Source organism: Thauera aminoaromatica S2, from assembly GCF_000310185.1.
Lineage (GTDB): Bacteria > Pseudomonadota > Gammaproteobacteria > Burkholderiales > Rhodocyclaceae > Thauera > Thauera aminoaromatica.
The window spans coordinates 1-26935 of record NZ_AMXD01000043.1 but is presented as its reverse complement, the minus strand read 5'-3'; the positions used below and the strand labels follow the sequence as shown (position 1 = coordinate 26935).

Genomic DNA, 26935 nt, shown 5'->3' with positions numbered 1-26935 from the left:
GCCGGCCGGGGCCGACTGCGCGCCGGCCTGCCAGGCCGGGCTCAGCCGCAGGCGCGCGTGGATGCGTGCGCCCGAACGCAGCTCGAGTTCGACCAGCGCCGCCGGATCGCGCGCCGCGCGCCCGATCAGCGTGCCGAAGCCGCCCCGGAACAGGTTGGAGAAATTCCCCAGGCCCGCCACCCGGCGCTCTTCGACCCCCAGCAGCGCGCGCGCCTGGCGGTCGGCGGCGACGATCTCGCCATCCGCATCGATCGCCAGCAGACCCTCCTGCAGGCCGCCGACGCCCTCGGGACGCGGATGGAAGGAGAGCAGCGCATGGCGCGCGTGTTCGCTCTCGAACAAGCGGCGTTCGACCAGGCGCACCCCCATGCGCGCGAGTCCGAGCGTGTGGGGCTGGTGGCTGCGGTGGTCGCCCGAGATGTCGAGCGCGCCGAGCAGCTCGCCGCGCCAGTCGAAGATCGGCGCCGCGCTGCAGGTGAGCACGCCGTTGCAGTCGAGGTAGTGCTCGGCGCCGAGCACCTCGACCGGCGCACGCTCGATCAGGGTGGCGCCGATCGCGTTGGTGCCGCGCTCGCATTCGCTCCAGTTCGCGCCCGCCTGCAGGGCGACGCGGTTGGCGCGGTCGACGAAGGCGGGGTCGCCGATGCCGTGCAGGATCATCCCGCTGGCGTCGGCGAGCAGCACCATGCTGCCCGAGGAACGGATCTGTTCGTGAAGGTGCTCCATGACGCCGCTGGCGTGCGCGAGCAGGGCCGCGCTGCGCTCGCGCGCCACCATCAGGTCGCCCCGCGTGGTGCTGGGCGGGCGCACGCGCTCGCCCATGTCCAATCCCAGGCGCTGGCAGCGCGCCCAGGAGCGCAGCACCGGCACCGGCAGGCCCGCGTCGGGCACCTGGCCGGAGGCGGAAAACTGCCTGCGCAGCGACTCGACCACCGCCGCCTGCGCGGCACGCATCGTGTTATCGACCATCGTCTCCTCTCCACCTGCGGCCGCGGTGCGGCGGCGTTCGGCACGCCTCGCCCGGGCTCTTCCATCGTCGTCGAGGCCGCTCCGGGGGTCGGACAGCGGCCGTCAAACGACTGAAGCAAGCATCATGCCGCAAGCACGGCACCCGAGGCGGCCGGCCATGGAGAAAAGTACGAGGATCGCGGAATCCTATCGCCCGAGGGCGCGATCCTCCGCCTCCACCGCCGCCATCTCCGCGTCGTCGTACAGGCGCGAGCGGGTGTGGAAGGCCTTGCCGGTGCCCCCCTCGAGCGAGAAGGTACCGCCGTTGCCATCGACGACGTCGATGATGAGCTGGGTGTGCTTCCAGTATTCGTATTGCGCCGCGCTGATGTAGAAGGGCACGCCGCCGATCTCGCCCAGGTGCACGTCGTGGGGGCCGATGGTCAGGTCGGTGGGCAGGTAGCAGTTGGCGGCGCTGTTGTCGCAACAGCCGCCGGACTGATGGAACATCAGGTCGGGACCGTGCTCGGCCTTGAGCTGCTCGATCAATGCGAGTGTCGCAGGGGTGGCGATGACGCGTTCGACCATGTCGCGTGCCTCCGGAACGAAAAAGCGGGGGCGGTCGCCCGCCCCCGCGAAGGTCGCCCGCGGTGCGGGCGAGGGAGGGAGAACGCCGTGATCAGAAGAAGCCGAGCTTGTTCTCGCTGTAGCTCACGAGCAGGTTCTTCGTCTGCTGGTAGTGGTCGAGCATGACCTTGTGCGTCTCGCGGCCGATGCCCGACTCCTTGTAGCCGCCGAAGGCCGCGTGCGCCGGGTAGGCGTGGTAGCAGTTGGTCCACACGCGCCCGGCCTGGATGGCGCGGCCCATGCGGTAGGCGACGTTGCCGTTGCGGCTCCACACGCCGGCGCCGAGGCCGTACAGGGTGTCGTTGGCGATCGCCAGGGCCTCGGCCTCGTCCTTGAAGGTGGTCACCGCGAGCACCGGCCCGAAGATCTCCTCCTGGAAGATGCGCATCTTGTTGTGGCCCTTGAACAGCGTCGGCTGGATGTAATAGCCGTCGGCCAGGTCGCCGTCGAGCTGGGCGCGCGCGCCGCCGATCAGCACCTGGGCGCCCTCGTCCTTGCCGAGCTGCAGGTAGGACTGGATCTTGCTCATCTGCTCGGAGGAGGCCTGCGCGCCCATCATGGTGTCGGTGTCGAGCGGGCTGCCCTGCTTGATCGCGGCGACGCGCTTGACCGCGCGCTCGATGAAGCGGTCGTAGATCGATTCCTGGATCAGCGCGCGGCTCGGGCAGGTGCACACCTCGCCCTGGTTGAAGGCGAACAGCACCAGGCCCTCGATCGCCTTGTCGAGGAAGGCGTCGTCCATGTCCATGACGTCGGCGAAGAAGATGTTGGGCGACTTGCCGCCCAGCTCGAGCGTGGCCGGGATCAGGTTGTTGGCGGCGGCCTGGGCGATCACGCGGCCGGTGGAGGTGGAGCCGGTGAAGGCGATCTTGGCGATGCGCTTGCTGGTGGCGAGCGGCATGCCGGCCTCGCGGCCGTAGCCGTTGACGATGTTGAGCACGCCCGGGGGCAGCAGGTCGGCGATCAGCTCCATCAGCACCAGGATCGAGATCGGGGTCGACTCGGCGGGCTTGAGCACCACGCAGTTGCCCGCGCCCAGCGCCGGCGCCAGCTTCCACGCCGCCATCAGGATGGGGAAGTTCCACGGGATGATCTGGCCGACCACGCCCAGCGGCTCGTGGATGTGGTAGGCCATGGTGTTCTCGTCGATCTCCGAGATGCCGCCTTCCTGCGAGCGCAGGCAGCCGGCGAAGTAGCGGAAGTGGTCGACGGCGAGCGGGATGTCGGCGTTGAGCGTCTCGCGGATCGGCTTGCCGTTATCGACGGTCTCGGCGTAGGCGAGCAGCTCGAGGTTGGCCTCGAGGCGATCGGCGATCTTGAGCAGGATGTTGGAGCGCGTGGTGGCGTCGGCCTTGCCCCACTTCGGGAAGGCGGCATGCGCGGCGTCGAGCGCGAGCTCGATGTCCTCGGCGGTGGAGCGCGCGGCCTGGGTGTACTTCTGGCCGGTGATCGGCGTGACCACGTCGAAATACTGGCCCTTGACCGGAGCCACCCACTGGCCACCGATGAAGTTGTCGTAGCGGGCCTTGTACTGGATCTTGGCGTCGGCCTGTCCGGGCAGTGCATACAGCATGGTGTCGTCTCCTCGTGTGGTTTCGGTTGCGGGCGGTTTCGCCACACGGCGATTACGCATCCTTCGTGCCAGCAGGATCGAATGCCTATGAAACAACGACTTGGCCCCTGCTCTCGGCGATCCGGGCGCTCCGCGGCGACTTCTGGAGCAGCGCCGGTTCGCTCCACCTGCTCCATTTGCTCCAGTTGCTCCAAGCGCCGTGCCCGCAGGGCGGCATCCCGAAACGACACGGGGCAGCACGACCGCCGTCGCACTGCCCCGCCGCGTGCGCGCGTCGCGCAGGTGTCAGAACATCAGGATGCCGCCCACCGAGATCGTGCGCGTCTCCAGGTCGCCGGCGAAGAGGTCGCCGCCTTCGCCCTTCTCCTGGTTGTATTCGCCCACGAGGGTGATGTACTTGTTGAGGCTGTGATAGACCCCCACCGTGGCCGAGCGGAAGGTGTTCGTGTCGGCCAGCGCGCCGCCGCGGTCGCGGTTCTCGCCGAAGTTGATGCCGAACTTGGTCTTGCCCACGGTGTAGGTGCCCTGCACGAAGTAGCCCTTGCCGTCGGTCTTGCCGAAGGGCGACAGGTACAGCGCGCCGACGGTCGACAGGCCCAGCCCGCTGGCGTCGAAGCCGTAGGCGACCGCCTCGAAGGCGCCGATGCCGACCTTGGCGCCGAGCTCGAAACCGTTGGCGTCGAAGCTGCCCGCCCCGCTGGTGCGCTGGTGGACCGCCCCCGCCCACACCGAGCCCTTGGCGGTACCCGCCTTCCAGTCGTAGTTCGCCATGGCCTGGAAGCCGGGGTCCTTGGTCTCGTCACCGGCGAACTTGTTGGGATCGAAGATCCCCGCCGACGCCGAGAAGCCGCCGAAGGCCGGCGTGGTGTAGGTGATCTGGGGCTGGAAGCCGGTGTACATGTAGCCGTGGCCGATCATGCCGAAGGTGGTGTTGAAGGGCGTCGACGCGTAGCTGTTGCCACCGAGGCCGAGGAGCGTCATGTCGGACAGGATGACCTTCTGCCCGAAGAGGCCGATGTCGCGGCCGAACTTGACCGTGCCCCACTCGGTGTTGCCGAACTGGAAATACAGGTTGCGGGTGTCGATCTGGGTGAAGGGGCTGTCGCAGCCGGTGGAACCGCCGCAGCTGGGGTCGCTGGGCAGGCCCACCACGTCCGACTTGTCGTTGATGCCGGGCGCGAAGCCGACGTGAGCCTTGATGTCCAGGCCCTCCACCTTGGTGGTGAACACGAAGTTGATCCAGCCCGGCAGCAAGCCGTTGGTGAGCGCGGAGTCGGTGGTCTTGACGCCCGCGCGCTCCTCGGTCCGATGAGAATAGAAGCCGTTGACCGTGCCGTTGATGTCGAGCGTGGCGTCGCCCTGCGAAAATCCGATCGCCTGGGCCGGCGTGGCGGCGAGCGCGAGCAGCGCGGCGCCGAGCGCCGACGGCAGCAGGGCGGTGGTGGCGGGTCGGGTGCGGCGGTGGCTGGAAAGCTTGTTTTGCATGGATGTCCCCTCGGATGGTGTGGATGCCTTCGATCCGCCCGCCCGGCGGCCGGATCGAAGGCGGGCTGCGCAAACGCTGTGCCACCCCCCGAAAACGCGGCCTGTTCCGGGCATTTGTGCGCAACGCAGGCGCACAGTCCGCTCCGGATGCTCCACAATCCCTGCCCGCCCTGCTTCGGAATGGCACCTCCGGAGCAGGCGCCGGCCGCAGGCGAGCGACGCCCCTGCGGCCTGCAAGACTCCCTGCCAGGATCTCCGCTGCGATGAAAGAGCCCCCCTCCCTGCCGGTCGCCCCCTCTCCCTCCCAGGCGCACGCCGAAGCGCGATCCGGCGCGGTCGCGCGCCCGGCAAGCGGCCGCTTTCCGCTCGCGATCATCGGCCCCGGCGCGCTCGGCCTGCACTTCGCTGCGCGCGTCGACGGCATTGCGCCGGTCGCGCTGATCGCGCGCGACGCCGCCGGAGCCGCGCGCCTGAACGCCGGCGTCGAGGTGGGCGGACACCTCTTCCATCCGAACGCCTTCGCCGCCGAGCGGGCCCCGGAGGCGGACTGGGTGATCGTGCTGGTGAAGGCGGGCGACACCGCCGCCGCCGCGTCCACCGCCGCGCGCATGCGTCCGCTGGGTGTGCTCTCGCTGCAGAACGGCCTCACCGGCGAGCTGCTGCGCGCGCACTGCGCGGCGCGCCACGTCGACCAGGGCATCACCACCGAGGGCGCCTACCGCGAGCGGGACGACCACGGCGAGCGGGTGCACCCCGCGGGTGCGGGCGAGACCCTGGTGCCCCCCGGCTTCGAGGCGGTCGCAGAGCTGCTCGTGCGCGCGGGCCTGCGTGCGCGCGTCGAACCCGACATCGCGCATGCCCGCCTCGCCAAGCTGCTGGTCAATGTCGCCATCAACCCGCTCGCCGCGCTCTTCCGCGTACCCAACGGCGCCCTGCTCGATCCGCCGCACCGCGTGCTGCTCGACACCCTGGTGCGCGAGGCCCTGCCGGTACTGCACGCGCACGGCCTCGAGCTCGACGAGGCCGCCGCCCTCGCACGCGTGCACGCGGTCGCCCGCGCCACCGCGGCCAACCGGGCGAGCATGCTGCAGGACCTGCTCGCCGGCCGGCGCACCGAGATCGACGCGATCACCGGCGCACTGCTGCGCATGGCCGCGCGGACGGGAACAGAACTGCCCACGCATCGGGCGGTGGAGGTTCTGGTGCGGGCGCTGGAATCACGGAACGCGGAAAGGACGGATCGGGTGGGGTGCTGACGGGTGGGAAATCATGTGCGCGCAAATGAAAGCCTTGCCCCCAACCACTCAACCACTCTTTCTCCGTCATCGCTTGTCGAGAACCGACTGTGGTCGATGCACTTCACCAGAACAGACCGCGCGGACCCCCTCTATTCGGGGCGATCAGTCTCGACTCGGGCGGTATCATGCGACCGGATCCAACACGAAGAACCTCTGATGAAAGCCGTGATCCTCGCGGGTGGCTTGGGCACCCGAATCAGCGAAGAAACCGTCAATCGCCCCAAACCGATGGTGAATATCGGCGGCCGTCCGATCCTCTGGCACATCATGAAGTCCTATTCCAGCCACGGAATCCATGACTTCGTGATCTGCTGCGGCTACATGGGCTATGTCATCAAGGAATACTTCGCCAATTACTTCCTCCACATGTCGGATGTGACCTTCGACATGTCCGACAACAGCATGGAGATTCACGAGCGCCATGCCGAGCCTTGGCGCGTGACGCTCGTGGACACCGGCGAGAACACGCAGACAGGCGGACGACTGGCCCGCGTCGCCAAGTACCTGCGGAACGAGGAGGCGTTCTGCTTCACGTATGGCGACGGCGTGGCAGACATCGACCTCGGCGCGGAGATCGACTTCCACAAGGCCCACGGCAAGCTGGCCACGGTCGCGGCCGTACAGCCACCCGGCCGCTTCGGCGCACTGGAGTTGAAAGGCGACGACGTCGACGCTTTCGTCGAAAAACCTCTGGGCGACGGCGGCTTTATCAATGGCGGGTACTTCGTCCTCTCGCCCGAGGTGCTCGACTACATCACCGAGGGCGACCAGACGGTTTTCGAAGGATCCGTGCTCAAGAAGCTGATCGCCGATCAGCAACTTGCAGCCTACCGGCATACCGGTTTCTGGCGACCGATGGACAACCTGCGCGACAAGATCATGCTCGAGGATCTTTGGCAGCGCGGCGAGGCACCATGGAAAACCTGGTGAGCCCTGCTTTCTGGCGGGGGCGCCGCGTCTTCGTCACGGGTCATACCGGCTTCAAGGGCGGTTGGCTCAGCCTGTGGCTGCAGAGCATGGGGGCGGATGTTTGCGGCTTCGCATTGCCGCCCGCCGCCGCGCCGGCCTTGTTCCATGTCGCAGATGTCGAGCGCGGCATGCACTCCGTGCTCGGCGATGTGCGGGACTATGAAAGGTTGAGACAGGCACTCGCGGCAGCAAGGCCGGAGATCGTGCTTCATCTCGCCGCGCAACCGCTCGTGCCCTACTCGTACGCCGAACCTGTCGAGACCTTCTCGACCAACGCCATGGGCACCGTGAATCTGCTCGAGGCCTGTCGGCACCAGCCCGACCTGAAAGCCGTCGTCGTGGTCAGCAGCGACAAGTGCTACGAAAACCGGGAGCAACTCTGGGGCTATCGTGAGACGGATCCGATGGGCGGATACGACCCGTATTCGGCCAGCAAGGGCTGCACTGAACTCGTCGTCGCGTCGTACCGTCGCTCCTTCCTCGCCGCTCGCGGCGTTGCCCTCGCCAGCGCTCGGGCCGGCAACGTGATCGGAGGCGGAGACTGGACCCCCAGTCGTCTGGTGCCCGACGTCCTGGCGGCCTTTGCACGCAACGAAGCCGTTGTTCTGCGCAATCCTGACGCGATCCGGCCCTGGCAACACGTGCTGGAGCCCTTGGCGGGTTATCTGCTCTTGGCCCAGCACCTCGTCGAGCATGGAGAGGCCTTCGCCGAGGGCTGGAACTTTGGGCCCGACGAAACCGACGCGCGTACAGTCGCGTGGATCGTGGAGATGCTTGCCGCCGGCTGGGGCGCCGGTGCCGACTGGCAGCCATCCGGCGAGCCGCGGATCCATGAGGCGCACACCCTCAAGCTGGACTGCACCAAGGCCCGCGTCCGGCTGGGCTGGCGGCCTCGCTGGCAAGCGGAAGACGCAGTCACCCGCAGCCTCGCCTGGTATCAAGCCTGGCGTGCCGGTGCCGATATGCATCGATACACTCTCGACGAAATCTCCGCATTCACAGCCAGCTCATGAGCCTGATCCGCAAGACCCTCACGCCCGATGCTGACGGCAAGCTATTGCTCGACCTGCCCGAGATGGCCGGTCAGCCACTCGAAGTCATCGTCCGCCCGGCCCGCCCGACAAACGCCGCGCAGGCCTGGCGCGCGGGCATCGACCCCGTCCCCGCATCGGGCAAGGTCGTCGGCGACGCCGAGAAGGACGCGATGATCGACGCCGCGCTCGACGCCTGGCTGACCACCGGTCGCTTCAACGACGCCTTCGAGAAACGCCTGGCAAGCTTCGTCGGCACGCGCTTCGCCCTCACCGTAAATTCCGGATCCTCGGCTAACCTGGTGGCATTCTCAGCCCTCACCTCGCCCACGCTCGGCGATCGGGCAATCCGCCCCGGAGACGAGGTGATCACGGTGGCGGCGGGCTTTCCCACTACGGTGAATCCGATCCTGCAGAACGGCGCCGTTCCCGTCTTCGTCGATGTATGCCTGCCAACCTACAACATCGACGTGACGATGCTCGAAGCCGCCCTGTCGCCGCGGACCAAGGCCATCATGATCGCCCACACGCTGGGCAATCCTATCGACCTCGATGCAGTGTGCGCGTTCGCCGAGCAGCATGGGCTATGGCTGATCGAGGACTGCTGCGATGCGCTCGGCTCCACCTGGAAGGGTCGCAAGGTCGGCACCTTCGGCCACCTCGCCACGCTTTCCTTCTACCCGGCGCACCATATCACCATGGGCGAAGGCGGCGCGGTGCTCACCAATGACCCGCAGCTGCGGCAGATCGCCGAATCCTTTCGCGACTGGGGCCGCGACTGCTGGTGCAAGCCCGGTTGCGACAACACCTGCGGCAAGCGCTTCGGCTGGCAACTTGGCAGCCTGCCGGCCGGCTACGACCACAAATACACCTACAGCCACATCGGCTACAACCTCAAGATCACCGACATGCAGGCCGCCTGCGGGCTGGCCCAGCTCGATCGGCTGGAAGGCTTCATCGAAGCACGCAAGCGCAACTTCGCGCATCTGAGCGCGGCGTTGGCGGACGTTGAGGATTTCCTGATCCTGCCGGAGGCTAGCCCCGGGAGCGATCCATCCTGGTTCGGGTTTCCGGTGACCCTGCGAGAGGAGGCCGGCATCAACCGGGTGGATCTGCTCGAATACCTCGATCAGCACAAGATCGGCACGCGATTGCTGTTCGCAGGCAATCTCGTCCGCCAACCCTCAATGAGCGGGCGCGACGTCCGTGTCGTCGGCGACCTGCCGGTGGCCGACCGCATCATGCGGGATACCTTCTGGATTGGGGTGTGGCCTGGCCTCACCGAAACCCAGCTCGACTACGCCGCCAGCCACATCCGCACCTTCCTCGGAGTCGACCTATGACCAAGCCCCTGATGGTCTTCGAAATGGCCAACAACCACATGGGCGACCTACCCCACGGCATCGCCACCATCCGAGCGATCCGCGAGGCCTGCCACGGCTTCGAAGACGACTTCGATTTCGCCTTCAAGCTCCAGTACCGCGACCTGGACACCTTCATCCACGCATCCGCCCGCGGCCATGACGACATCAAATATGTCAAACGCTTCGAGGAAACCCGACTATCCGACGACGCCTTCCGCGCCTTGGTGGCCGAGATGGAGGCCCAAGGCTTCATCACCGTATGCACGCCCTTCGATGAGGCCTCCGTGGCCCGCATCGAGGAGCACGGCATCCACACCATCAAGATCGCCAGCTGTTCCTTCACCGACTGGCCGCTGCTCGAACGCATTGCCCAGGCCGACAAGCCAGTGATCGCCTCCACTGCAGGTGCCACGCTCGACGAGATCGACAACGTGACGAGCTTCTTCCTGCACCGGGGCAAGGACCTCACCTTGATGCACTGCGTCGCCGAATATCCCACACCCGACGAGGCCCTGCAGGTCAACCAGATCGAGCTGCTGCGCACCCGCTATCCCGACGTACGGGTCGGCTATTCCACCCACGAGTCACCAGACAATACCTTCGCCGTGGGCCTCGCCCTCGCCAAGGGCGCCAGCGTTTTCGAGAAGCATGTGGTGCTGCCCAACGACAGGTACGCCGCCAACGCGTACTCGGCCAACCCGGCGCAGATCCGCGCCTGGCTAGAAGCCTGCCGCCGCGCCCAGGCCATCTGCGGCAGCCGCGAACGCTACCAGCCCTCCGCCAGCGAGCGGAGCAGCCTGCATTCCCTTCGCCGTGGCGTGTTCACCACCCGCGACGTGCCCGCCGCCACCGAACTTTCCGCCGACATGGTCGAGTTCGCCTTCCCGCCGGTGGAGGGCCAAGTCACCGCCAACGAGTGGTCGAAGTACGCCCGCTTCGTCACCCGCGAGGCGATCCCTGCCGGCCAGCCGGTACGCCACTCGCAAGTGGGCGAGACCCAGCTGCGCGGCCAGGTGCTGGAGATCGTCACCGCCGTCAAGGCGCTGCTCAAGGCCGGCAACGTCGTCGTGCCAGGCAAGTCCGATCTGGAAATTTCCCACCACTACGGGCTGGAGCGCTTCGATGAGTTCGGCCTGACGATGGTCACCGTCGTCAATCGCGAATACTGCAAGAAGCTGCTGGTGATGCTCCCCGGCCAGACCCACCCCGAGCAGTACCATCAGAAGAAGGAAGAAACCTTCGTCGTCCTGCACGGCAGCCTCACGATCTGGCTCGACGGCGAAGCCCGCGACGCCAGGGCCGGTGACGTGATCACCGTGGGGCGCGGCGTGAAGCACACCTTCAAGACCACCGAAGGTGTGGTGTTCGAGGAAATCTCCTCCACCCACGACAAGTACGACTCCTACTACACGGACCCGGCGATCGCGGCCAACGTCAGCCGCAAGACCTGGCTCACCTACTGGATGTAAGCAGATGACCATCCGCGTTGCCGACTGGCTGCTCGCCCGCCTTGCCGACGAGGGCATCCACCACATCTTCATGCTGCCCGGCGGCGGTGCCATGTACCTCAACGACGCCCTCGCCTGTGAACCCCGCGTGAACGCCGTGCCCTGCCACCATGAGCAGGCTGCCGCCATCGCCGCCGAAGCCGCCGGCCGGACCGGCAACGCCGGCAACCCGGGTTTCGGCGTGGCGATGGTTACCACCGGCCCCGGCGCCACCAATGCCATCACCCCGGTGGCCGGCGCGTGGATCGACTCGGTGCCGATGCTGGTGCTCTCCGGCCAGGCCAAGCGCCCCGACCGCCTGGGCGGCCGCCCGATCCGCCAGGGCGGCGTGCAGGAGGTGGACATCGTCCCCATCGTCAGTCCGATCACCAAGTACGCCGTGACGCTGGACGACCCACAGTCGGTGCGCGTCCATCTCGAAAAAGCCCTGCACCTCATGAAGACCGGCCGCCCCGGCCCGGTGTGGATCGACGTGCCCCTCGACGTGCAGGCCGCGCCCATCGACCCGGCCACCCTGCCCGGCTGGACGCCGCCGGCCGACGCCACCGCACCGATGCCCGATCTCACCCCGGTGCTGACGATGCTCGCCGAGGCCAAGCGCCCGCTCATTCTCGCCGGCCACGGCGTGCGCCTCGCCGGTGCCGCCGACGCCTTCCGCCAACTCGTGGATCACCTCCAGGTGCCCGCCGTGCTCACCTGGAACGCGCTCGACCTGCTGCCCTACGATCATCCGCTCAACATCGGTCGCCCCGGCGTGGTCGCCGCCCGCGCTGCGAACTTCGCGGTGCAGAACTGCGACCTGCTGATCAGCATCGGCGCCCGCCTCGACATGATCGTCACCGCCTACAACCCCAAAGGCTTCGCCCGCGCCGCGCTCAAGGTGGTGGTGGACGTGGACGCCAACGAGCTGGCCGACAAGACCGCGATGGCCATCGACCAACCCCTGGCGATGGACGCCGGCGACTTCATCCAAACCCTGCTGGCCGCCGCCATACCCGGCGACACCACCGACTGGCGCGCCCGCTGCACCCGCTGGAAGGCCCGCTACACGCAGAACGAGGGCCGCGTCTTCCCGCCTTCCGGCCCCATCGGCCACGCCCACTTCGTCGAGGCCCTGTCAGATGCTGCGCCGGCCGACACTCTTATTGCCACCGGCAGCTCCGGCCTGGCAGTGGAGTTCTTCTACGCTGGTTTTCGCAACAAACGGGGCCAGCGCACCTTCCTCACCTCCGGCCTCGGCGCGATGGGCTACGGTCTGCCGGCAGCGATCGGCGCCTGCCTCGGCAACGACCGCAAGCCCATGCTGGCCGTGGAATCGGATGGCAGTCTGCAGCTCAACCTGCAGGAGCTTGCCACCCTCACCGGTCTGCAGCTGCCGATCTGCCTGTTCATCATGAACAACGGCGGCTACGCCTCCATTCGCAACACCCAGCGCAACTACTTCAATGGGCGCTACGTGGGCAGCGGCCCGGCCTCGGGGCTATTCATGCCCGATCTCGAAAAACTCGCCGCAGTGTATGGTCTGCCGTACCTGCGCATCGACGACTGCGCCGAACTCGCCGCCGCGCTGGCCCGCGCCCAGGCGCTGCCGCGCCCCTGCCTCATCGACGTACGCCTGATTCCGGAAGAGAGCCTGCAGCCCAAGTGCGCCGCCATTCCCCGGGCGGACGGCTCCATCATTTCAATGCCGCTGGAGGACATGAGCCCCCTGCTGCCCCTGGAAACCCTCGAGGCCGAGATGATCGTGCCGCTCCTGCCTGCTTCGCTCGACGCCCCGCGGCCCGCCTGACAATGCCCGCCCTCTGCCGCCTGTGCGGCCAAGCCCTCTTCGCGCAGCCCCTGCTCGTCCAGCACGACATGCCGGCCGCCGCCCAAGGGCTGCCCACCCCCGATCAGCTCGCCACGGACCGGGGCGTGACGCTGGCGCTCCACCAGTGCAGCGGCTGCGGCACGGTCCAGCTCGCCACCGAGCCCGTGCCCTACTGGCGCGACGTGATCCGCGCCGCCGGCATCTCGGCCGAGATGCGCGCCTATCGGCTCGCCCAGTTCGGCCGCTGGCTGCGCCAGCACGACCTCACCGACCGCAAGGTGCTCGAGGTGGGCTGCGGCCGCGGCGAATACCTCAGCCTGCTGCGCGATGCCGGCGCCGACGCCACCGGCATCGAACACCTGCCCGCCTCGGTGGACGCCTGCCGCGCCGCCGGCCTGCGGGTAAATGAAGGCTTCATCGACGGCCCGGACACCCGGCTCGCCGACGGCCCCTTCGACGGTTTCGCGATCCTCAACTTCCTCGAGCACATCCCGACGGCCCACCTCACCCTTCGTGGCATCGTCGCCAATCTCAAGCCGGGCGCCATCGGTCTGGTCGAGGTCCCCGATTTCGAAATGATCCTGCGCATGCGTCTATTCGCAGAGTTCATTCCCGACCACCTTTACTATTTCACCCGGCAGAGCCTGACACACCTGTTGGAAGGTAATGGCCTCGAAGTCCTCGAATGCAGCTCGGAATGGCATGGCTACGTTCTTTCCGCCACGGTGAGAAAGCGCTCTCCGCTCGATCTGTCCGCGCTGCACCATGCCCGGGCCGACCTCCAAGCCTCCTTTGACGCATTCCTGGATCGCTTCGACACGGGGCGCGTCGCGATTTGGGGTGCCGGCCACCAGGCCCTGGCCCTGATCAGCCTGCTGGGCATTGCTCCGCGAATCCGCTACGTGCTGGACTCCGCGCCCTTCAAGCAGGGGCGCTTCACGCCCGCCACTCACCTGCCCATCGTGGCGCCAGAGCGTCTCGACGAAGGCGAGGTCGATGCCGTGATTGTCCTCGCCGCCAGCTACTCGGACGAAGTTGCCAAGCTCATCGCCGAGCGCTTCGGTACCCGCTTCGAAGTGGCGGTATTGCGGGACTCCGGCCTCTGCGCGGTGGCACGAGATCTCACCCCATGAGTCACCCTGCCGTCTCCCCCGAAGCCCTCCAGGTCGCCATCACGACGATCCGCGAGTCCCTCGACTCAGCCAGCCGGGACCTGCCCGAGGACCTGTTCCTGCTGGTCAGCAGCCTTACCCCCATGATCAACGTTGATCTGCTGATCAAGGACTCAGCCGGTCGAAATCTCTTGACCTGGCGACACGATCGTTTCTATGGCCCTGGTTGGCATCTCCCGGGCGGGATCATCCGCTTCAAGGAGAGTATTGGCAGTCGCATTGCCGCCGTTGCATTGGGCGAACTGGGAGTGGAGGTGGACTTCGAGCCCGTGCCGCTTCACATGGCGGAAATCACCCATCCAACCCGGGACATCCGCGGCCATTTCATTTCGCTGCTGTATGCGTGCACCCTACGAATCCCTCTCGACGAGGCAGGGCGATTCAAACCTGAGGCGCCCCGCGCTGGCGACTGGCAGTGGCACATCGGAGCGCCCCACGATCTGATCCTGCAGCACCGGATCTACAGCCGCTTCTTGGAAGCTCCCTGCCCAGCCTGAACCCTGCGTGGATCATCATGGACACGCTCTCTCCCGAACAGACTCCGATAGCTGCGGGCCAACGCTTCCTCCACACTCGTGCGGGACTGCCAGCCCAGAGCCTGCAGCCGACGAGTGTCGGGCAAGCCACGGGACGTCTTGGCAGGCAAGTAGGCCTGGGGATCGGCCTCTCCGAAGGTCAGGGCTAGTGGTGGGTCGATCAGCCGTGACGCCAGGGTGGCGAAATCCCGGATCGACAACTCGTTTGTGGGATTTCCCACGTTGTAGGCGCTCGCTCCGTCTCCCTTCAGCAAGATGTGGAGGAGCCCCGATACGGTGTCGGCAAGATAGCAGAAGGCGCGCAACGCACTGCCGTCGCTGGTCAAAACAATAGGCTGACGATCTCGTGCAGCTTTCAACACATCCGAGAAAATGCGTCCATCTGCCAGATTCAAACCCGGCCCAAACGTATGGAAGATCCGCCCGATCCCAAACTCGAGGCCATATTGGACCCTCCAGCAGGCCAGCAGAGTCTCCGCCAGTCGCTTGCTCTCGATGTAACAGTTGCGGGGATCGAGCGTGGGGACGGCACCGAAGCTCTCCTCGTGCACCGCCCCCTCATTCTCGGTGGAACCGTACACGGCAGAGCCCAGCATCAGGAAGGCAATGGGACGATCTCGCCCGAATCGATCCAGCAAGGCCAGGGTGCCCACCGCATTGGCCCGGATCACGCCCACCGGATCGGTTGCGTAATCGCGTGGTGACGCGGGACTCGCAGCGTGGATCACTACGTCGGGCACGCCGAAGCGCGGCATGGGCAGCGCGTTCAAGTCACCTTCGAGAATCTCGCAGCGGGCCGGATCGAGAACTGAACCCAGGCGCGCTCGCAGGCGCGCCGCGTCTCTGGCCAGCAGGCTTAGCTTGGGCGGATCGTCGAGCTTCCGATGCAAAGCGGCGAGGCTCAGCGTCAGGTATCCCCCCAACATGCCGCTGGCGCCGGTCACGAACACATGACGCCCTGCCAGGCGCTCCCAGGGCAAGCGCTCGGCAAGGATGGCATGGATGTCTTCGCGAACAACCGGATGGGAAGGGTCGAACATGATGGAGTGACCGCACAATCGGCAACGGACGAGGCACGTCATGGATCCCGGCCAGGACCCTGCATGCGACGGCTGCGACGATACCACGGCCCTGCCCAGGTCGCCGGCAAACGGGGCGAGATCCTAGCCGAGAGCAGACGGCCTACAATGCGCAAGCCCCGCGGAAAGCCCACTGCGGCTCTTCTCAAGAGAGCGTCTTTTGTGCCGCTATTGCCAATAACTTCAGATCGAATGGCCCATGTTTCGACAACCTCATGAGCACACTCCACACCGCTTCGCGTTCATCTCGCAAGCAGGCAGGAATGCCCGCGCATCGATGACGGGAATCGTCAGCAGCACCGGCTTTCCAGGTCACCGGGACGGTGCAGCACACCCCGCCGAACAGCCCCTCGGGAGTCGCCCGCAGTGACCAGCATCATTCAGCTCAGGAATGCCTACCAGGCTGGCACCCTGCCAAAGCCCTATTTCCTCGGTGCCGTGTATGCCCTTACGCAGTCCCTCGTCGAGTTCCAGGACGCCCTGAAGGGTACCCAGATCCGGGAAATCATCGTGGGCACGGACGGGCTGCGCATCCGGACTGTCGACCACGACCTCGAGTTGATGCTTTACCCGGAGGAAGCCAACTCTCTCGGCACCGGGATCCTGGCCTTCGGAGATGCCGAGCGGTTGGAACGCAGGGCTTTGCTCGCCGCCGCCCAGCAATCGCGGGTTATCCTCGACATCGGCGCCAACGTGGGCTGGTACAGCCTGCACTTCGCACGCGTGGCCGGCGAAGCCCGGATCTACGCCTTCGAACCCGCGGCGCGCATCCATGCCCGCCTGTTGGCCAACCTGGCCCTGAACGGTATCACCAGCGTGGTCACTGAGCAGTTGGCCCTGCAGGACCAAGAGGGTACCGACACCCTGTATTTCCACCCCGCCGAAACCGGCGCCAGCTCTGTGCGTGACAACCGGGGCTTCACCGGTGTGCAACCGGAAGAAATCCGGTGCACCACTCTCGATCTGTACTGCAGCCGCCAAGGTATCCGCCCTGATCTCATTAAATGCGATGTGGAAGGCGGAGAGCTCTCGGTGGTCCGGGGTGCCTTGGCCACCCTGCAGGAATGCCAGCCTGTCGTATTCCTCGAATTGCTCCGCAAATGGAGCGCCAACTTCGGTTACCACCCGAACGAGGTGCTCGAGATCATGCAGGAACTCGGCTACCAGGCTTGGGCCATCGAATCATCGGGCCTCCACCCCTGCACGGAAATCACCGGCGACACCGTGGCGACCAACTTCCTGTTCACTTGCGAAGGCAAGCACGACGCGCTGATCCAGCAGTTGGCTCGCCTTTGAACCCTACGAGTCTCATCATGACCATTCCCGAAGCCGAGCCCAGCGGGCTCACGGCCAGCGAGGCCGCCAAGCGTAACGACCTCGCCACTCGAAAGCCCTACATCGCCGAGAAACTGCGCAACATCGCAGCCATGGAGGAGCGGGGAGAGATCAGCCCCATCATCAGGCTCGAGAAGAGCTACCTCTGCAACTTCCAGTGCACACACTGCTCTGCCGAGTACTACATGGACCGGCACATCGAGAAAGTCTTCAAGATCAAGGACGAGCGTCGCAAGATCGATCTGGAAGACATTCGTCGCCTGTCTCGGGAAGCCGACGAACTGGGCTTGGCGCGCTTCGTGATCACCGGCGGGGAACCCCTGGTCATGAAGGATTTCGATGAAGTCGTGGCCGCCATCGATCCGGACCGCCATTACATCATCACCGACACCAACGGGTGGTTCCTCGACCTCGAGCGCGCCCGCCACCTGAAATCCATCGGTGTGGAAAAGGTTCAGTTGTCCCTGGACAGCATGATCGAGGCAGAGCACGACACCTTCCGCAACAAGCCCGGCTCCTACAAGCGAGTCATGCGCGCCATAGATGCCTCGCTCGAGGCGGGCCTGAACCTCATCCTGTCCACCGTTCTGGTCCGTGGGCGCGGCAGGACCGAAGAGTTCCGGTCCATGTGCGAGTTCGCCAAGCGCAAAGGAATCGGCCTCTATGTGTCCTACGCCAAACCCACAGGCTCCTGCACCGAGCATCCCGAATTCGTCATCACCAAGGAAGACGCGGACATCGTGCGGGAACTCGAAAAGGATTACCCGGTTTTCACGCATATGACACCCTCGTATGGCTCATACAAGGGCTGCATCACCGTCAAAGGCATCATCACGGTAACCTCAACAGCGGAGGTCACACCCTGCCCGTATATCGACTTCTCCTTGGGTAATCTACGTGAGACGCCACTCAAGGAAGTATTGGCCCGTGGCATGCGAAATCCCTGGCTTGGCCCACATCGTCCAGACTGCCTGATCGGGGAGGACCCCAAATTCATCCGGATTCACACGGAAAAGACCAAGGGGGTTACCCATCTGCCCCTACCGTGGGGGCAAGGCTTCTCCGATAACGACTCTCTGCTGGACGACTAGATCATGGCCGAAGTATCCGACATGCCCCTCTTCGACGACTTCGGGCGCTGCGTGCCGGGCGCTGCCCGGTCTCCAGCCCATCCGCGCAGCCGCCGCTACTTCACCCTGCTGCAGCCCAAAATCGACTACGTCGCCAGCCACGCCCGGCTGCTTTCGTGTCTCGGAGCCGGAACAACGCTGGACGCCGCCGCCTTCGAGGCTCGTGCGGCGAGCATTCTGAGCCGCCTGGAATCCGATCCACGAACGGCGGCAATTGCCCACGGTGTAGCGGTACCCTTCATCCTGCCGCGCCTCACCATCGACGACATGGGACAAAGCCTGGATCACCGATTCCTTCCCGCGGTCCGTGAAGCCTTTGAAGGCACCTACCCGGACTACCGCTTCGCCAATCACCACCGTGGTGGCCTGGAAGGGCGCACGGGAATCCAGCCGGAATCTCGGCATGCGCGTTTGGTGGCTGCCATGAGCCGGAGCGAGTTGGTCGGGATCTACTTTCCCGCCCTTTCCGAATACTCACTGCCAGCAGCCCTCGAGCAGGTCACAGCCCTGCCCGAGCAGTTCCTGCTGGCGGGTGGCGTGGACACCTGCGCGGCCCTGATCAGTGCCCCCGGGCTACTGCTCCGCACCGACTCCTACCCGCCGCTGCTCTGGCTAGGCGCACTCAGTTCCGAGCAGCCCGCGATGGGTTACCACTTCGAAGCCTACGGCTTCAACCTCACCTTCAATCGGCGCCCTCACCTCGGCCTCGCCGCCGAGTACTGGAGCTGCGGCTTGACCGTGCTCGAGGACGGCTGAACTGGCTTCACAAGACTGCGCATACAGCGAGACATCACTCATGCCCACCGTCAGGCACATTCCGGGGCTATACGCCAAACGGCTCCACCCTTATTACATCGTCTCCCCCAGCTATGACCGCAAATCGTCCGGCATCCGCGTCATGCATCAGCTCTGCGCAAGCCTCAACCAGCTGGGAGCCGAGGCCTATATCCGGACGCCTCTCCGCAGCCATGCGCTACACACCCCGCAGCTAACGCCAGACATCCAGAACGAACACCTCGAGGCCGGCCTCAACCCCATCGCCATTTACCCGGAAATCGTCGGCTCCAATCCCTTGGACTGCAACGTGGTGGTCCGCTACATCCTGAACCGACCTGGGTTGCTGGGTGAAAGGCCGAACTACAGCCCGGACGACCTTTACTGGCTCCATAACGCAGAGGTAGCCGAAGCCGTTCCCCATCATGAGGGCGTACTGCACATGCCGGCAGTGGACACCTCGATTTTCAACAACGTGGACAATCCCCACGACAACAACCGGCAAGGCGCGTGCATCTACTTTGGCCGCTACGTCGAAGGAGCCAAAGCTTTTCCCGAACTGACGGACCGGTGCACCGTAATCACCAAGGATTTTCCAACCAGTCATGAGGAACTCGCTGCACTGTTTCGACGCAGCACCCACGTCTACTGCTTCGAGAACACGTCCATCTCGATGGAGGCTCGTCTTTGCGGATGCCCAGTCGTCCAACTGCCCAGTCCCTATGCCGATCCGGACAAACCCTTCGCCGACAGCCTCGGACTCTCGGACGCACTGGTCACCTCCGACGATGCCGAAACACTCGCCGAAGCCCGTCGCCTATTGCCCTCGCTCACCCAGAAGTACAGACGTCTCGAGGCAGCGTACTGGGAAGAACTGGAACGCCTGCTAGACAAGACCCAAGCCGTCGCCGAAAGCCGCCCCAAGACCCACAAGAGCCCGACCAAGGACAATACCCTCCAGCTACATTATTCGAATTGGCGCGCCCGCACGGCATTCGCCGAAATCGATGCGGAGATACTCGCCGAACGCATGATGCTCAAATGGACGAAACGTCCAGGCATTCACCTGCTCATGACCCTCCATGGCGGCGAGGAGGCTCTGCTCGCCGACACACTCGACAGTCTGGCCACGCAGCTATACCCGGACTGGCTGCTTACGGTCGTGACCGACCTGCCCCAACCCGAAGGCCTGGATGAGTCAGCGAACCTGCAGTGGCTTTCTCTGCAGGACGCCGTTCATATCAACTACGTGATCGACGAAGTTGCAGCGGCCTCGCCCGGCTCATGGCTTGCCCGGATCGATCCGGGCCTGAGCCTGGAGCCCCAGGCTCTGCAAGTATTCGCCGATTACATCAATTCTCGGCCGATGTGGCATCTGATTTATTGTGACGAGGACACACGAGAGGCGGATGGGAGCTTGAGCCAACCGCTGTTCAAGCCGGACTTCGATCTCGACCTTTTCAGGGCACAAAATTATATCGGCGCATTCGCCCTGATCAACAAGGAGGCATTCCTGGTTGCCGGGCGCTATGGGGAACACCGTGGCGCCGAGATATACGACCTGAGTCTTCGCATATCAGACCACGTTGGACCACGGGCTATCGGTCATATAAGCCAGATGCTCGTTCATCTCCCCCGCGAGTCGACTCGGGCAATCGCCCCCGAGGCAGAGAAGGCGGCAGTAATCGATCACCTGGAACGCCAAGGAGTACCGGCGAAGGTGAGCGACGGGATCGTTTACGGCACCCGCCGCATCGACTATCTCTGGCCCGAAAATCCGTTGGTCAGCATCGTCATCCAGACCAGGGATCGCGAAGAATATTTGCGCCCCCTGCTCGAAAGCATGCATGAGCTCACGCAATACACCAACTACGAGCTCGTGATCGTCGACAACGAAACCAGCGACCCCGATGCGCTTGAATGGTTGAAGGCTCTGCCGAGCGATCCGCGCTGGCATGGCCGCATGACGGTAATTGAAAGAAGGGGCAAGTTCAACTGGTCCGCGGGAGCAAACATCGGCGCGGGAGCAGCCAGTGGAAAATATCTGCTGTTCCTGGACAACGATATTCACGTTGTTCAGAAGGAGTGGCTGGGCAGGATGCTAGGCATCGCGCAGCGCCCGGAGGTCGGTATTGTCGGACCACGCCTTGCTTTCGCCGAGACCGCGAAGATTCAGGATGGCGGCTGGATCCTCGGGCTGAATGGCCTCGCGGCGACCCCTTGGAACTGCGAAATGGAATTGACTGAGCCCGGGTACATGGGTCGTGCAGTCTGTGATCAGCACGTGGGGGCGGTGAGCGGCTCCGCATTGCTCGTTCGTGCATCCCTTTTCGACGACTTATGCGGCTTCAACGAAACCGATTTTCCGCAATTCAACGGAGCGCTTGACCTCTGCCTTCGCGTTTCGGAAAGAGGCCTCCAGATCGTTTGGACGCCCTACTCGATGCTTGTACACTACGGGGGCGTATCGACCCACGAGCGTCGGAAAGACATAGCCAGTGCGCTCGAAGACGTCATTGCCGGCAAGGTCGAGCGTGAAGGCATTCTGCAAAGATGGCTCCCCGTGCTCGCCAGCGACCCCGGGTACAATAAGAATCTCAGCCTCGTCGAGACATTCAAGCCGGATCACATCGCGCCGATCGTGTGGGACACCAATTTCCACGATCGCTCGCGGATCCTGGGCATCCCATTGAGCGGCGGGGCTGGCGAGTACCGTCTTCGCGCGCCCTTGCGCATCATCGCGCGTGCCGGGTTGGCGCAGACCGCGATCTGCGAGCCTCCCGCTCATCTGAGCGTCCGAGTCCTCTCACCTATCGAGATCGCCCGGACCGCACCTGATTCGATCATTTTCCATCAACCGGTCGACGACCATCAGACGAACACACTACAGAGTCTGGCCAATCTCCTCCCTCGGGTACGTCGGATCATCACAATCGATGACTTGTTCACCGCGGTCCCCAAGAAGAACTCGTTCTACAAGTTTCAATACAAGGATGCCCGCCCCCGCCTGCGGAGAACGCTGGGCTTGGCCGACAAACTGGTCGTCAGCACCCAGCCGCTTGCAGACTTCTGCTCGAGCATGATCGAAGACATCCGCATCATGCCCAACTGCCTCGAGAGAGCGATCTGGGACGGAGCCCGGCCGCCAGCGCTCCCACGACGCAAACCCCGGGTGGGATGGGCGGGTGCCCAGCAGCACCTTGGTGATCTCGAGATCATCTATCCGGTCGTCGAGGCCCTTTCGGAAGAAGTGGATTGGATCTTCATGGGGATGTGCCCCGACCCTCTCCGTCCTTTCGTGCGAGAGTTTCATGACTTCGTTCGAGACTTCGAAGCCTATCCCGCGGCACTCGCCAAGCTCGATCTGGATCTCGCGATCGCGCCACTCGAGCTGAATGCCTTCAATGAGGCGAAGAGCAACCTGCGACTGCTCGAGTATGGCTTCATGGGTTGGCCGGTGATCTGCACCGACATCTTCCCTTATCAGGATGCGCCGGTGACCCGCCTGCCGAACGAGCCCCAGAGGTGGATTTCCGCGATCCGCGAGCACTTGGCCGAACCCGAAGCCATGCGAGCTGCCGGCAAGGCACTACAGGAATGGGTCCTCGCCAACTTCATCCTTGAGGATCACGCGACCGACTGGCTCGAGGCCTACGGTCCCTGAGCCTTTGCGCGCCCCGGACGGCGCGCAGGATCGGCCCACGACCGACCCCGCGCGCCGAAGACATCGGCGGATCCAGCGCACGACAGTCGGAAGATCGAAAAAGCACTCAAGAAGCAGAGCACCGTTGCCGTAACAGCATTCAAGAGCACGACAAACGCTCCGCACCCGACGAGGCAACCGACGCAACCTGCGGGTGAATGACCAACCTGATATCCCAGGAGAAAAATCATGACCCAGACGATCAACACCAACGTCGCCTCGCTCAACGCGCAGCGTAACCTCACCTCCTCCCAGAGCTCGCTGGGCACGACCCTGCAGCGCCTCTCCTCCGGCCTCCGGGTGAATAGCGCCAAGGACGACGCTGCCGGTCTCGCGATCGCCGAACGCATGAACTCCCAGGTGCGCGGCATGAACGTCGCAATCCGCAACTCCAGCGACGCCATCTCGCTCTCTCAGACGGCCGAAGGTGCGCTGGGCAAGATCGGTGATTCCCTGCAACGCATGCGCGACCTCGCTGTCCAGTCGGCAAACGGGACCAACACTTCCGGCGACCGTGACAACCTGCAACTCGAATTCCGGCAGCTTCAGGATGAGATCCTTCGTGTGACCAAAGACACGAAGTTCAACAACCAGGCGGTCCTTGCCGGCACGAACTTCACCTTCCAGGTCGGGGCAAACACGGGTGAAACCATTGGCGTCTCCGCGACTGCGGTCTCGGCGACGAACATCCAGAGCGCAGCGATGACCGGCGCCAGTGCGATCGCGGTCAGTGGCACAAACGCTGACGCAGCAGTCTCGGCCATCGCAGCGATCGACCTCGCAATTTCCGAGGTGGTCAAACAACGCGCAACCTTTGGTGCAGCGCAGACTCGCTTCGAGTCCGTGATCTCGAACCTCCAGGTCGCCTCCGAGAACCAGGCTGCCGCCCGCGGCCGCATCATGGACGCCGACTTCGCCGCCGAAACCGCGAACCTGTCGCGCACCCAGATCCTTCAGCAGGCCGGTACCGCGATGCTGGCGCAGGCGAACTCGCTGCCGCAGAACGTGCTGTCCCTGCTCCGCTGATTCTCGGCAAGCGTCATGAACCGATCGGCGCGGAGCGTAGAATACGCTTCGCGCCGTTGGCCCATCAGGAGGTCGAATCATGTCAATCCAACCCATCAACAACGCGTCGATGTCGATGCAGGCGATGACCGCCGCGCCGGTTCGCGATGCCCAAGCGGCACGCAACCAGGCCGATGCGCCCGCCGGCGGCTCCCGTGCCGCGGAAGCACGCGGAGAGATCATCCAGCAGAACATCAGTCCACAGGACCAGAATCCGCGCACTCCCGACATCGGCGAGGTGCAAAAGGCCCTCGAGGAGGTCGAGAAGGCGGTGGCGCCCATGGCGCAGAGCCTGCAGTTCTCGCTCGACAAGGATTCCGGCAGGACCGTGGTCAAGGTCATGGACACCGACACCAACGAGGTCATCCGCCAGATTCCGTCCGAAGAAGTGCTCGCCATCTCGAAGGCGGTCGATAAGCTGAAGGGTCTGCTCCTCAAGCAGCAGGCCTGAGCGGCAGGAGGGTAGCAACATGGCAATCAGCGCAGCAGGGGTCGGCTCGGGGCTGGACGTCGGCAGCATCCTCAACCAGTTGATGGCGGTCGAACGCCAGCCGCTGAGTCGCCTGCAGGAGCAGCAGAAGAGCTATCAATCCAAGCTCTCGGCGTTCGGGCAACTGCAGAGCGCCATGTCCAAGCTGCAGGACGCCGCAACGGCGCTGACCAAGTCGAGCACCTTCTCGGCCACGACGGCGAGCGCGGGCGACACCAAGGCGTTCACGGTCAGCTCGACCGCCTCGGCGCAGACGGGCAGCTACAACATCGAAGTCAGCCAGCTCGCCCGCGCGCAGCGCACTGCCACGAGCGCCACAACCGCACCCGATCTCAGTGGTGGTGGCTCGATCGACATTACCCTCGGCACAGGCACGCCGAAGACGATCAACCTCGCGGCCGGGGGTACGCTGCAGGACCTGCGCGATGCGATCAATGCCGCCGATGCCGGGGTCAGTGCTCAAATCGTCAATAACGGCACGGTCAATCAGCTCGTCATCAGTAGCAAGGAAACCGGGGCAGCCAGCGCCTTCAAGCTCGAGGGCTTCGGCGGATTGAGCGAATTCAGCTTCGACCCCGCGGCACCTGCTGGCGACATGGTCTCGGTCCAGCAGGCCAAGGACGCGAAGCTCAGCATCGACGGCCTTGCGATCACCCGTTCCAGCAACACGGTGAGCGATGCGATCGAGGGCGTGACGCTAACACTCGCCAAGCCGACCGAGAGCGAAACCACCATGACCGTGGCCCGCAACGACGAGACGGCCAAGAAGGCGATCGACGATTTCGCCAAGGCGTACAACGAGCTCAATTCGCTGATCCGCAGTCAGACCAGCTACAACGCCGAGACCAAGAAGGCCGGCACCTTGAACGGCGACACCGGCGTACGGTCGATCCAGAGCCAGCTTCGCGGCGTCTTCTCGAATCCGATCTCGGGCTTGAGTGGCGCGACCATGCTGTCCGATGCCGGGATCAGCATCAGGACGGACGGGAGCATGTCGGTCGACAGCACCAAGCTTGCTTCAGCCCTTGCCGACCCCTCGAAGAAGATCGCTGAGCTCTTTGCCGGCAACGGCACCGTGGATGGCTTTGCCAAGACCTTGGAAACCCGCATCAAGGACATGCTTGCGACGGATGGCCTGCTGACGTCACGAACCGACGGCATCAATCGCACGATCAAGTCCTTCGATTCCCGCATTGAAGCATTCGAGTTGCGGCTCGAAAAGGTGCAGGCGCGCTACAGCGCACAGTTCACCGCACTCGATGCCGCCATGTCGAGCATGAGCACAACCAGCGCTTACCTGACCCAGCAACTCGCCAACCTCTAAGCCGCACACTTCGGACGAGCGTTTCCAGGAGAGAAGAAAAAATGTTTGGAGGTTTCGGTAACCGCGCCGCCGCCTACGCAAAGGTCAGCGTCGAAACCGGCGTCAATACCGCCGACCCGCACAAGCTGATCCTGATGCTGTTCGACGGCGCCCTGCTGCAGGTGCGCACCGCCGGCATCGCGATCGGCAACCAGGACATTCCCGGCAAGGGCACGGCGATCTCCAAGGCGATCGAGATCATCATCAACGGCCTCAAGGTCAGCCTGGACATGAATGCCGGCGGCGAGCTCGCGCAGCGCCTCGCCGCACTCTACGACTACATGAGCGAGCGCCTGCTCTACGCCAACCTGCACAACAGCCAGCCCGCGCTCGACGAAGTGGCAGGTTTACTGGCGACGCTGCGCGAGGCGTGGGCGGAGATCCGCAGCCAGGTGCAGCCGAGCGCAGCGTGAGGCTGCGGGCAGGCGCATTTCTTGCATCGGCATTTGTTGCTTCTTGCTTTTCGTAGGAGCGACGCAAGTCGTGAAGCAACCGCAATCCCAATCGCCGCTGCCCGTGCGATAGACGAGCCGGGCGAAGGATCGCCGCCGGTGGTGGTGGGCGCGGAGTGCATTTCGTGACGGGGGTGATCGCGACTTGTGTCGCTCCTACAGGTGCGTGCTGCGTTGTTGTCGATGATCGAACCGCTTCCCGATGAGTCCTCTTCCGTCATGCTGACCCTGCCCACCCTCGCCGCCCTGCTCGAGCGCTACGAAGCGATGGCCGAGGCGGCGCGTGCGAACGACTGGGAGCGCCTTTCGGCGCTCGAACGCGAGGCCGCGGCGCTGCGCGAGGCGGCGCGAGGGAATACGTGGGGCGCAATGGACGACGCAGCCGCGCTGGCCAGGCTGCCGCCGGCGGACGCCGCCGAGCTGCGCGAGGGCATCGCGCGCCTGCTGGCGCTCGACGCCGAGATCCGCAGCCACACCGATCCCTTCCTCTCCAGCGTGCGCAAGCTGCTCTCCGCCGGGCGCCAGGAGCGCGCGCTGCGCGACGCCTACGGCGCGTCCTCGCGCTGAGGCCGACGCGCCCTGACCGGCCGGGCCCGATGGAGCGCATGCGATGATCCCCTCCGACCTCGCCGCCCGCCTGCGCACGCTCACCGAAGCGAGCTTCTTCGAGACCGAGCCGCCAGTCCCCGGCCTGCAGCGCGCACGCGAGATCCAGGCCCGCCTGCCCGAGCTCGTGCCCGGCCAGCGCTTCCTCGCCACCTTGCAGCGCACCCTGCCCGACGGCAGCTTCCGCGCCGTGGTGGCCGGACAGCAGATGACGCTGGCGCTCGACGGCTCGGCCAAGGCCGGCGACACGCTCGAGCTCGAGGTCACCCAGCTCACCCCGCGCACGGTGTTCGCGCGCGTGGTGGGCGGCGAGGCGGCCACGACCGCCGGCGCCTCGGCGCAACCGGCGCTGAGCCAGACCGGGCGCCTGATCAGCTTTCTGCTCACCGGCCAGCCGGTGCCCTCGCCGGCAAGCCTTGCCGGCAACCGCCCGCTGCTCGACGCTCCTCCCACCGCCGGCAGCCAGCTCGTGCCGGTGCTGCGCCAGGCGCTCGGGCAGAGCGGGCTGTTCTACGAATCGCACCAGGTGCAGTGGGTGCTCGGCAAGCTCGAAACCGCCGCGCTGCTGCGCGAGCCGCAGGGGCAGGCGGGCGGGGCGAACACGGCGGGGGGGGGGG

The 26935-nt window shown here is 65.1% G+C and carries 22 protein-coding genes and 1 pseudogene; 18 read left to right on the top strand and 5 right to left on the bottom strand.

Going from position 1 to position 26935, the window contains the following annotated elements:
- The 4 genes from C665_RS08810 to C665_RS08795 all read right to left on the bottom strand — a co-directional run.
- The coding region (locus C665_RS08810; RefSeq protein WP_004305681.1) for a sigma-54-dependent Fis family transcriptional regulator at positions 1–969 on the bottom strand (969 nt) is incomplete at its 3' end.
- A 186-nt stretch (positions 970–1155) separates the two neighbouring features.
- Positions 1156–1536, bottom strand: coding sequence for a DUF779 domain-containing protein (locus tag C665_RS08805; protein WP_004305679.1), 381 nt, complete (start codon positions 1534–1536; stop codon positions 1156–1158).
- Between the two features lie 91 nt (positions 1537–1627).
- A complete protein-coding gene (gene adh / locus C665_RS08800; protein WP_004305670.1) occupies positions 1628–3148 on the bottom strand; it encodes an aldehyde dehydrogenase in 1521 nt (506 codons plus the stop codon).
- 285 nt (positions 3149–3433) lie between these two features.
- Positions 3434–4633 carry a porin gene (locus tag C665_RS08795; protein ID WP_004305669.1) on the bottom strand — a complete coding sequence of 400 codons (1200 nt, stop codon included), beginning with the start codon at positions 4631–4633 and terminating at the stop codon, positions 3434–3436.
- 263 nt (positions 4634–4896) lie between these two features.
- On the opposite strand from C665_RS08795, the gene C665_RS08790 reads away from it, so the two are divergent.
- From C665_RS08790 to C665_RS08755, 8 genes are all read left to right on the top strand, one after another.
- Positions 4897–5889: a ketopantoate reductase family protein gene (locus C665_RS08790; RefSeq protein ID WP_004305668.1), complete on the top strand. Its 993-nt coding sequence runs from the start codon at positions 4897–4899 to the stop codon at positions 5887–5889.
- Between the two features lie 198 nt (positions 5890–6087).
- Positions 6088–6861 carry a glucose-1-phosphate cytidylyltransferase gene (rfbF, locus tag C665_RS08785; RefSeq protein ID WP_004305667.1) on the top strand — a complete coding sequence of 258 codons (774 nt, stop codon included), beginning with the start codon at positions 6088–6090 and terminating at the stop codon, positions 6859–6861.
- On the top strand, positions 6846–7913 hold the full coding sequence (gene rfbG / locus C665_RS08780) for a CDP-glucose 4,6-dehydratase (protein WP_012585728.1): 1068 nt from the start codon (positions 6846–6848) through the stop codon (positions 7911–7913). Before rfbF ends, rfbG begins: the two co-directional genes overlap by 16 nt.
- Positions 7910–9274 carry a lipopolysaccharide biosynthesis protein RfbH gene (gene rfbH / locus C665_RS08775; RefSeq protein WP_004305664.1) on the top strand — a complete coding sequence of 455 codons (1365 nt, stop codon included), beginning with the start codon at positions 7910–7912 and terminating at the stop codon, positions 9272–9274. The genes rfbG and rfbH overlap by 4 nt, the downstream gene beginning before the upstream one ends.
- A complete protein-coding gene (locus tag C665_RS08770) occupies positions 9271–10764 on the top strand; it encodes an N-acetylneuraminate synthase family protein (protein ID WP_004305661.1) in 1494 nt (497 codons plus the stop codon). Before rfbH ends, C665_RS08770 begins: the two co-directional genes overlap by 4 nt.
- A gap of 4 nt (positions 10765–10768) precedes the next feature.
- A complete protein-coding gene (locus C665_RS08765; protein ID WP_004305660.1) occupies positions 10769–12592 on the top strand; it encodes a thiamine pyrophosphate-binding protein in 1824 nt (607 codons plus the stop codon).
- 68 nt (positions 12593–12660) lie between these two features.
- Positions 12661–13746 carry a class I SAM-dependent methyltransferase gene (locus C665_RS08760; RefSeq protein ID WP_245537150.1) on the top strand — a complete coding sequence of 362 codons (1086 nt, stop codon included), beginning with the start codon at positions 12661–12663 and terminating at the stop codon, positions 13744–13746.
- Positions 13743–14282 carry an NUDIX hydrolase gene (locus C665_RS08755; protein ID WP_004305657.1) on the top strand — a complete coding sequence of 180 codons (540 nt, stop codon included), beginning with the start codon at positions 13743–13745 and terminating at the stop codon, positions 14280–14282. The genes C665_RS08760 and C665_RS08755 overlap by 4 nt, the downstream gene beginning before the upstream one ends.
- Here C665_RS08755 and C665_RS08750 read toward each other — a convergent pair.
- A complete protein-coding gene (locus tag C665_RS08750; RefSeq protein WP_040828855.1) occupies positions 14246–15361 on the bottom strand; it encodes an NAD-dependent epimerase/dehydratase family protein in 1116 nt (371 codons plus the stop codon). The two genes, C665_RS08755 and C665_RS08750, sit on opposite strands and share 37 nt — an antisense overlap.
- 405 nt (positions 15362–15766) lie before the next feature.
- Here C665_RS08750 and C665_RS08745 point away from each other — a divergent pair, with 405 nt between their 5' ends.
- The 10 genes and pseudogenes from C665_RS08745 to C665_RS08700 all read left to right on the top strand — a co-directional run.
- Positions 15767–16696, top strand: coding sequence for an FkbM family methyltransferase (locus C665_RS08745; RefSeq protein ID WP_004305653.1), 930 nt, complete (start codon positions 15767–15769; stop codon positions 16694–16696).
- A gap of 17 nt (positions 16697–16713) precedes the next feature.
- Positions 16714–17826: a radical SAM/SPASM domain-containing protein gene (locus C665_RS08740; protein WP_004305652.1), complete on the top strand. Its 1113-nt coding sequence runs from the start codon at positions 16714–16716 to the stop codon at positions 17824–17826.
- Between the two features lie 3 nt (positions 17827–17829).
- Entirely contained in the window at positions 17830–18621 is a 792-nt protein-coding gene (locus tag C665_RS08735) for a hypothetical protein (RefSeq protein ID WP_004305651.1), read from the top strand.
- Positions 18622–18661: 40 nt separating this feature from the next.
- On the top strand, positions 18662–22303 hold the full coding sequence (locus tag C665_RS08730) for a glycosyltransferase (RefSeq protein WP_004305650.1): 3642 nt from the start codon (positions 18662–18664) through the stop codon (positions 22301–22303).
- A 228-nt stretch (positions 22304–22531) separates the two neighbouring features.
- Positions 22532–23368 (top strand): flagellin N-terminal helical domain-containing protein, encoded by an 837-nt coding sequence (locus C665_RS08725; protein ID WP_004305649.1) that lies wholly within the window; start codon positions 22532–22534, stop codon positions 23366–23368.
- A 79-nt stretch (positions 23369–23447) separates the two neighbouring features.
- Positions 23448–23858 carry a flagellar protein FlaG gene (locus C665_RS08720; protein ID WP_004305648.1) on the top strand — a complete coding sequence of 137 codons (411 nt, stop codon included), beginning with the start codon at positions 23448–23450 and terminating at the stop codon, positions 23856–23858.
- A 19-nt stretch (positions 23859–23877) separates the two neighbouring features.
- Positions 23878–25221, top strand: coding sequence for a flagellar filament capping protein FliD (gene fliD, locus C665_RS08715; protein WP_004305647.1), 1344 nt, complete (start codon positions 23878–23880; stop codon positions 25219–25221).
- A gap of 41 nt (positions 25222–25262) precedes the next feature.
- The gene (gene fliS / locus C665_RS08710) at positions 25263–25673 is read left to right on the top strand and encodes a flagellar export chaperone FliS (protein ID WP_004305645.1); all 411 of its coding nucleotides are present in this window, start codon (positions 25263–25265) and stop codon (positions 25671–25673) included.
- 258 nt (positions 25674–25931) lie between these two features.
- Positions 25932–26279, top strand: a complete 348-nt coding sequence (locus tag C665_RS08705; RefSeq protein ID WP_012585737.1) for a flagellar protein FliT — start codon at positions 25932–25934, stop codon at positions 26277–26279.
- Between the two features lie 43 nt (positions 26280–26322).
- Positions 26323–26935, top strand: a pseudogene (locus C665_RS08700) (flagellar hook-length control protein FliK); the annotation flags it as partial.